This window comes from Enterobacter sp. ENT03 (genome assembly GCF_019218745.1).
Taxonomy (GTDB): domain Bacteria; phylum Pseudomonadota; class Gammaproteobacteria; order Enterobacterales; family Enterobacteriaceae; genus Enterobacter_D.
Map to the genome: position 1 here is coordinate 23,116 of NZ_JAHUXA010000031.1, position 6,037 is coordinate 29,152.

Annotated in this window: 10 protein-coding genes; 3 read left to right on the forward strand and 7 right to left on the reverse strand. The window is 50.9% G+C overall.

What is annotated here, in order from left to right; all coding sequences use genetic code 11:
• Nucleotides 1-3 precede the first annotated feature (3 nt).
• The 4 genes from rplC to KW828_RS22190 form a co-directional block, all read right to left on the reverse strand.
• Complete coding sequence (gene rplC, locus KW828_RS21230) at nucleotides 4-633, reverse strand: 50S ribosomal protein L3 (protein WP_072571574.1); 630 nt, start codon at nucleotides 631-633, stop codon at nucleotides 4-6.
• Between the two features lie 32 nt (nucleotides 634-665).
• The gene (gene rpsJ / locus KW828_RS21235; protein WP_001181005.1) at nucleotides 666-977 is read right to left on the reverse strand and encodes a 30S ribosomal protein S10; all 312 of its coding nucleotides are present in this window, start codon (nucleotides 975-977) and stop codon (nucleotides 666-668) included.
• Between the two features lie 369 nt (nucleotides 978-1,346).
• Nucleotides 1,347-1,931 (reverse strand): hypothetical protein, encoded by a 585-nt coding sequence (locus tag KW828_RS21240; RefSeq protein WP_218338211.1) that lies wholly within the window; start codon nucleotides 1,929-1,931, stop codon nucleotides 1,347-1,349.
• Nucleotides 1,928-2,080 carry an AAA family ATPase gene (locus KW828_RS22190; protein WP_218338217.1) on the reverse strand — a complete coding sequence of 51 codons (153 nt, stop codon included), beginning with the start codon at nucleotides 2,078-2,080 and terminating at the stop codon, nucleotides 1,928-1,930. Before KW828_RS22190 ends, KW828_RS21240 begins: the two co-directional genes overlap by 4 nt.
• 582 nt (nucleotides 2,081-2,662) lie before the next feature.
• On the opposite strand from KW828_RS22190, the gene KW828_RS21250 reads away from it, so the two are divergent.
• From KW828_RS21250 to KW828_RS21260, 3 genes are read left to right on the forward strand one after another with little or no spacing between them, the layout of a single operon-like run.
• Complete coding sequence (locus KW828_RS21250; RefSeq protein ID WP_218338212.1) at nucleotides 2,663-3,094, forward strand: hypothetical protein; 432 nt, start codon at nucleotides 2,663-2,665, stop codon at nucleotides 3,092-3,094.
• 1 nt (nucleotide 3,095) lies between these two features.
• Nucleotides 3,096-3,812, forward strand: a complete 717-nt coding sequence (gspM, locus tag KW828_RS22195) for a type II secretion system protein GspM (protein ID WP_218338214.1) — start codon at nucleotides 3,096-3,098, stop codon at nucleotides 3,810-3,812.
• Entirely contained in the window at nucleotides 3,805-4,575 is a 771-nt protein-coding gene (locus KW828_RS21260) for an A24 family peptidase (RefSeq protein ID WP_218338215.1), read from the forward strand. The genes gspM and KW828_RS21260 overlap by 8 nt, the downstream gene beginning before the upstream one ends.
• A 38-nt stretch (nucleotides 4,576-4,613) precedes the next feature.
• Here the strand turns inward: KW828_RS21260 and bfr are convergent, their stop codons facing one another.
• The 3 genes from bfr to KW828_RS21275 all read right to left on the reverse strand — a co-directional run.
• Nucleotides 4,614-5,087 (reverse strand): bacterioferritin, encoded by a 474-nt coding sequence (bfr, locus tag KW828_RS21265; protein WP_072571588.1) that lies wholly within the window; start codon nucleotides 5,085-5,087, stop codon nucleotides 4,614-4,616.
• A 73-nt stretch (nucleotides 5,088-5,160) separates the two neighbouring features.
• A complete protein-coding gene (gene bfd, locus KW828_RS21270; protein ID WP_088222435.1) occupies nucleotides 5,161-5,355 on the reverse strand; it encodes a bacterioferritin-associated ferredoxin in 195 nt (64 codons plus the stop codon).
• Between the two features lie 194 nt (nucleotides 5,356-5,549).
• On the reverse strand, nucleotides 5,550-6,037 hold a 488-nt coding region (locus KW828_RS21275; RefSeq protein ID WP_256350325.1), incomplete at its 5' end, for an EF-Tu/IF-2/RF-3 family GTPase.

The following is a 6,037-nucleotide window of genomic DNA, read 5'->3' on the forward strand; positions in this document are numbered from 1 at the left end:
TCCTCACGCCTTCACAGCTGGTTTAACGATCAGGTCGCTACCGGTTGCACCCGGGACAGCACCTTTAACCAGCAGCAGGTTGCGCTCAGCGTCAACACGCACTACGTCCAGGCTCTGAACAGTTACACGTTCGTTACCCAGCTGACCTGCCATTTTCTTGCCTTTGAACACTTTGCCCGGAGTCTGGTTCTGACCGATAGAACCCGGAACGCGGTGAGACAAGGAGTTACCGTGGGTAGCGTCCTGGGTACGGAAGTTCCAGCGCTTAACGGTACCAGCAAAACCTTTACCTTTAGAGGTACCGGTTACGTCAACTTTCTTAACTTCAGCAAACAGCTCAACGCTAATGTCCTGGCCTACAGAGAATTCTTCACCGTCAGCAAGACGGAATTCCCACAGACCACGGCCAGCTTCTACGCCAGCTTTAGCGAAGTGACCCGCTTCCGGCTTGGTGACGCGGTTAGCTTTTTTAGCACCGGTGGTTACCTGAACAGCACGGTAGCCGTCGTTAGCCAGGTCTTTAACCTGAGTCACGCGGTTTGCTTCTACTTCGATTACGGTTACTGGGATAGAGACGCCATCTTCAGTGAAGATGCGGGTCATACCCACTTTTTTACCGACTAAACCAATCATTGTATCAACCTCTCAATCGCTCGATGACCTGATTAACCCAGGCTGATCTGCACGTCTACACCGGCAGCCAGGTCCAGACGCATCAGAGCATCAACGGTTTTCTCGGTTGGCTCAACGATGTCAACCAGACGCTTGTGAGTGCGAATTTCGTACTGATCGCGCGCATCTTTGTTAACGTGCGGAGAGATCAGAACGGTAAAGCGCTCTTTGCGGGTCGGCAGCGGGATCGGACCACGGACCTGCGCACCAGTGCGCTTGGCAGTCTCGACGATTTCCGCGGTTGATTGATCGATCAGACGATGATCAAACGCTTTAAGACGGATACGGATTCTTTGGTTCTGCATGAGACCAGAGCTCCAATTATTTTATAGACAAATAGCTACTCCTCATACCCATTACGATTGATGGGAGAGTGTAACCGTTCTTACAGAGTTCCCCGATTGGGAACATTGTTTGGTAGCCAAAAAGCGCTGCCAGGGTTCATATCGAACCAGCCGTCAATTACGACAAGCCGGCGTATTATACTTATACATAGTCTGGATGCAAGTTCTTACGCTTCAAAATTGCACGATATTCTGCACACCGTCACGGTTGTTTGCCGTCCACTTCTTTCAGCGCTTGCTGTACGCGCATCCGCCCCGGCATCCCTAATATCGGCGACCTGCTCTTTTTCCGCTGGCGGGATGATCATCCATGCTGGCGGCTTTATCGCCTCAACACTCAGCCAGCCAACGGTGAATGCCAGTCCTGCGTACAGCGTTAGCAAAATCCCGTACCGCATAACGTTGCGCTGTGGTGCCAGCATATGAATGAGCTGTCCCTCTTGCCGCGCGGTCAGTGTGGCTGGCTGCTCTGCGCCAACTGATGTGCCGATCTAGCCAGCCGGCTGAGCAGCGCAAGATTCCCCGTGCCGCCATAGCCGCCCGACAGGTAAACGCACGGCGGAGCAGTACCGGCTCGTTCTCATCGACGTTGATTTCATGAAGTTTAAAAGTATGAGTGTCGTCAGTATCGGGCGTGTTCAGGCACACCGGTAAGTCTATGAACTGCTTGACCTGTTTATGGCGCAGTAACCCTTCGCTGCCGATCAGTAGCAGGTTGGCACCCGCCCGGTGCGATGCTGCCAGCTGACGGAAATCATGTATAAACACCGGCAGTTGCCGGGCCAGCACATGGGCATTATCAATAATGAACAGTACAGGTTGATCGGGGTTGGTTACGGCTGGGATCGCGCGCTGCCAGAAATGCGTTGCCGCCACGAACTGAGACTCGGCATCAACCGCGGTTGTGGGCATCATCCAGCTACGATATTTGTCGCCCCGACACGCCAGACGCAAGCCTGCCCTGGGTACGCCGCAGCAAGCTGATAGGCCAACGTCGACTTGCCGCATCCCGGCGGGCCATACAGCAGTCCTACACTGCCGGATCTTAGTGTCTGAATGAAAATTTTTTAATTAATTCAGATCCTGGAAAGGATATAACATCGATTGACGTTTAAAACTGCTCATTTATAAAAGCCATCCATCCGACACGTTAATATTATCAGCGCGGGATATAAAAAGAGGCGTACTGGAATTTCACTACAATCATCATTAATTATGATAAGGTTGAATACGAAATTTAATGACTATACCATACTGAACTTATTCAGGATAAGTACGCGCGCTCATGGACACCAGAATTAAGCATCTGACTTGCACAATTAAACAAGAAAGACAGACCGTATTATGTGGACTCGTGTTTTGCCTGTCCATGATACTTATTATTTATTCTATCAATGACTATTCACGCTTTTACCATATGTCTCGTGCGCAGGAGAGCATCCCAGTTGGCCAGGGCCAGCGTACCGCCATCAACCTGTCGACCGGCCTTCCGCCGTTCAATAACGAGAAAACCAGGCATACTGAACGTACGCCACTGAACTTGGTAATTAATGGCGTGAACGCCAGTACGGTGAAGAATCGCTCCCAGTCTATTATTACGGTGAATAATAAAACAAACATATAATCCCGGCGATTATATTGAAGGCTTGGCCGGCGTATTTATTGCCGCAATTGAGTTCAATGGCATTACTGTAAATTACGATGGCGATACACAGCTTTTCGCCCTGCCTGAATCAGCGGGATTATTATCAGCGCCACTGTCGTCAGAGAATCCTGAAAAAAACAATATTTATCTCGACTATTTATTGATTACTAACCTGGTTTATCAACTGGAAGCCTTACAGGGCATCAGGCTGAATATTCGCCCTGATGCGGATAGATCTCTGACGGTGGGGTTTAAGCCTGGCGATCTGACGATCAAAATGAACAACTACAGCCTGATGCGTAATGAATCTGTCGAAGCTGCCATGCAAGCGCTGGCATCATTACTTACCGCGCAGTTTACCGTGGTGCGCAATGGTCAGGAAGAACTGGTCAACGTGTCCACAAACACGCGTGACAATGAAAAGGATAAGTAAATTGCACAAGGGAATAACCCGAACCGCCGCATGGCCGCTGGCGTTACAACTCCGCTGCGCGGCCCCTTCATTAATAGCGGCGCAATTCTCTGCTAACTTCAAAAACGCAGACATCAGGGATTTTATCTCGTCGGTCAGTAAGCAAATTGGCAAAACCATTCTGGTCCATCCCTCCGTACAGGGAAGCATCTCGGTGCGCAGCTTCGATAACTTCAATGAAGCGGAGTACTACCAGTTTTTCCTTAGCGTGCTGGATATTTACGGCTACACAGCCGTGACGCTGGATAACGGTCTGCTGAAAGTGGTGCGCTCCGCCGCGCTTAAAACTGCTCCCGGCGTCTTGCTGGAATGCTCTCAACCTGCGGTGGGCGATGAGTCTATAACCCGTGTGGTGTCGTTAAAAAACGTCCCCGCCCGCGACCTCGCGCCTTTACTGCGTCAGATGATGGAGGGCAGTCAGCAACTGACCGGTGACATACCAACGCTCATCCAGAGCAGCGCCGCCCAGGCAGGTCTGAAAGTAGCAGTGACACCTGCCACGCCTCGCCATTTTACCGTCGCGCTTTCCGCCGCCCGCAGCAGCGCATTTTTCCCGTGGCTGGATGAGATGCAGCGCCGCGGCCTGCAGGTTTCACAGTTACACTTCAGCGCTGGTAGCGCGCCGGGTAGCATCACGATCGCGTCGCTTGAGCTTTATCAGGTAGGTCAGCATGATTGACGACCTGCACATTGCACTGCTGGCGCTGCTGGGATTGCTTGCCGGCAGCTTTATGAACGTGGTGGTGTATCGCCTGCCGCTGATGATAGAGAGCGATTACGGGAATCTTGCCGCGCCGCCATCCCACGGCCCGCACTGTCAGCATCGCCTGCGTTACAGCGACAATATTCCGCTGCTCAGCTGGCTGTTGCTGCGCGGACGTTGCCGCACCTGCCAACAACCAATTCCGGTGTGCTATCCCTTAACGGAACTGATCTGCGGCGTGGCATTCGCTCTGATTTTCGCGCTGTTCCCGACCGCTACCGATGCCCTTGCCGGGATGGTGCTGTTCTGGTTTGTGCTGGCGCTGGCGCAAATCGATGCACGCACTTATTTGCTGCCGGACCGGCTGACGCAACCACTGATCTGGCTCGGTCTGCTTTACCATGCTCTGTATCAGCAGGATAACTTAACGGATGCGCTGTTCGGCGCGGTAGTGGGCTATCTTTCGCTGTGGCTAGTGCATTTGGGATACCTGTTTTTCACAGGTAAAGAGGGGCTCGGAATGGGGGATGCAAAATTACTGGCAGCATTGGGCGCGTGGTGTGGCTGGCAGGCGCAGTCAATGATACTGCTCGGTGCGTCGCTGATGGGGATTGGCTGCTGGATAGCACTGCGTCTGTTACGGGGTGCACAGGTGCCGCAAATCGCGTTTGGTCCGTGGCTGGGTCTGGCAGGCTGGATTATTTTCAGTATGCAGTTGCTGGGGATCGAGATTTACTGAAGCAGAGCGGCGGATTGGTGCCGCCCTGTAGATAATGCTTATTCTTCGCGGATCTGGGCCTGCAGGTAATTCTGAATGCCCATTTTCTGGATGAGATCCAGTTCCGTTTCCAGCCAGTCGATATGCCCTTCTTCATCGGCCAGAATTTCAATCATCATGTCACGGCTGACATAATCATGAACGCTGTCTGCCCAGGCAATGGCTTCACGCAGATCCTTTGCACCATCCAGTTCGAGTGCAAGGTCAGAGCGCAGCATCTCTTCAACGTCTTCACCAATGTTGAGTTTGCCCAGATCCTGAAGATTAGGGATCCCTTCAAGGAATAAAATACGCTCGATGTATTTATCGGCGTGTTTCATTTCATCAATGGATTCATGGTATTCGACGTCGTTGAGACGTTTGAGACCCCAGTTTTTAAACATGCGTGCATGTAAGAAATACTGGTTGATTGCGACAAGCTCGTTTCCCAATAATTTATTGAGATAATTTATTATCTTAACATCACCTTTCATTTTATCGTTCCTCCGCTTCCACTACCTACAAGCGTAGTAGATGCAAAGGAAAACGATTAAGAAAAGAACAAATTCAGGCGATTTCTTTAAACTCAGGCAGTTGCATTAACTCATCTTGCATGATTTCACGTGCCGCCCGTACGCACTTCCCGCACTGGTTACCCACCGGAATAAACTTCCTCAATTGCTGGAATGACTGAGGACTAAACTGGCGTACTGCCTGGCGGATCTTCTTATCGCTCACGCCGTTACACAGACAAATGTACATATCAACTCCCGTTCAAAATCTAAACAGATTTTAAATGAGAATGGTTCTGATTTCAATGTCAGATAAGTCGAGCAAACATTTAGAGTATTGGTAACCGTTAGCGTCGTGTCGTGGGGGCAAAAAAAAATGCCAACCACATAGTGGCTGGCATTTCTATCAAATTAACCCGTAAAAGGGTTAACTTTTATCAGTAATTAGCTGATAACTTTAGCAACAACGCCCGCACCAACGGTACGGCCGCCTTCACGGATTGCGAAACGCAGACCGTCGTCCATCGCGATCGGGTGGATCAGGGTAACAACCATTTTGATGTTGTCGCCCGGCATTACCATCTCTACGCCTTCCGGCAGTTCGATGGTGCCAGTCACGTCAGTTGTACGGAAGTAGAACTGCGGACGGTAGCCTTTGAAGAACGGAGTATGACGGCCGCCTTCATCTTTGGACAGAATGTAAACTTCTGATTCGAATTTGGTGTGCGGCTTGATTGAACCCGGCTTAGCCAGTACCTGACCACGTTCGATTTCTTCACGTTTGATACCACGCAGCAGAACACCTACGTTCTCACCAGCACGGCCTTCGTCCAGCAGTTTGCGGAACATTTCAACGCCAGTACAGGTTGATTTCGCAGTATCTTTGATACCAACGATTTCAACTTCTTCGCCTACTTTAACGATACCGCGCT